The sequence below is a fragment of the Mesorhizobium hawassense genome, assembly GCF_003289945.1.
Lineage (GTDB): Bacteria > Pseudomonadota > Alphaproteobacteria > Rhizobiales > Rhizobiaceae > Mesorhizobium > Mesorhizobium hawassense.
The window spans coordinates 1-638 of the sequence record NZ_QMBP01000069.1; the positions used below are offsets into that span (position 1 = coordinate 1).

Consider the following 638-nt stretch of genomic DNA (forward strand, 5'->3'; position numbering starts at 1 on the left):
CGCCGGTCGAGGCGTTGACCGAAAGCGTGAACACCAGGAAGGCCGGGTCGCCGCTGTGGCCGGTCACATAGCCCGACACCGTGTTGCCGCTCTGCGACAGCACCACGGCCTGGCCGGTGGCCGAGTCGATCAGGTTGGAGGCCGAGCCCGAGAGGCTGACGCTGTAGGCGGTGGTGGCGCCGTCGGCACCCTGCACCACGGTGAAGGCGCCGGCGAAGCTCTGCGTGTCGGTGGTCGAGCCGGCCGGGCCGGTGCCCGAGCCGTTGATGCCGTTGGTGGCCGCCGTCAGGTAGCTCTCGTCCACGTTCAGCGTCGGCGCCGGCGTGCCGCTCAGCGCGATCGATGGGCCGTCGTCGTGGAAGGTGGCCTTGGAGCCGAGGTCGAGCGACTGCGAAGCCTTGTCGCCGTCATTGTCGGTCACGGTCGCCGTCAGCGTCACCAGGCCCGAGGTCAGGCTGATGCCTTCGGAGCTGTCGGTCGGATTGTCGATCGTGTTCTCGTGCACCGCGCGGTCCTGCGTCAGCGTCACGGCGCCGGTCGAGGCGTTGACCGAAAGCGTGAACACCAGGAAGGCCGGGTCGCCGCTGTGGCCGGTCACATAGCCCGACACCGTGTTGCCGCTCTGCGACAGCACCACG

General features: G+C 69.4%; 1 protein-coding gene. It reads right to left on the reverse strand.

The window, feature by feature from the left end:
* A partial coding sequence (locus DPM33_RS36595; RefSeq protein ID WP_245442703.1) for a DUF5801 repeats-in-toxin domain-containing protein occupies positions 1-638 on the reverse strand: 638 nt, incomplete at both ends.